A 534-nucleotide genomic window follows, 5' to 3' on the forward strand; every position below is an offset into this window, starting at 1 on the left:
TCTTAGCCATGTCGTTCTGTGAGCCAAGGAGTTGATCCAGCATCTTGTCTTCCTAAGACCGCTTGGCCTCCGACTTAGAACACTAACTATAAATTGCAGTTAATTGAGGATTTGTGTTAGACGGCATTACGCCGTTAGGCGGATAAGTCCTCATTCTCATGAAATTCCAAGCTGTTTGCCACCAAAAGCCTGTGCTAACAGAACCAATAGCACTTAAATATAATTGTGTAGAACTAGAAAGTGGGTTATTATTAACTGTTCCACAATATCCGCCGGCAGAACTATAGAATTGTGGAGCTATACATCCATACCATGAACTAGCTGAAGATCCGTAATAATAAACCCATGCATAAACCCACTGTGAAACTGCACTACCTTGTTGATTTAAATCATTAGTTTCACTGCCATTTATATAATATGATTGAGAAAAATATGAGTTACTATATCCCATAGTTACTCCAATTGCATTTATAGAAGATGTATTTGTATTATCTGCAATTCCCGCCATACCGTTATTAGCTCCTAATCCTCCAG

At 38.6% G+C, this 534-nt stretch carries 1 protein-coding gene; it reads right to left on the minus strand.

Annotation, left to right across the window (positions count from 1 at the left end; genetic code table 11):
• Positions 1–82: 82 nt before the first annotated feature.
• A partial coding sequence (locus ABD077_RS25190) for a hypothetical protein (protein ID WP_343914955.1) occupies positions 83–534 on the minus strand: 452 nt, incomplete at its 5' end.

Source organism: Aquimarina litoralis (assembly GCF_039523995.1).
Taxonomy (GTDB): Bacteria; Bacteroidota; Bacteroidia; order Flavobacteriales; family Flavobacteriaceae; genus Aquimarina; species Aquimarina litoralis.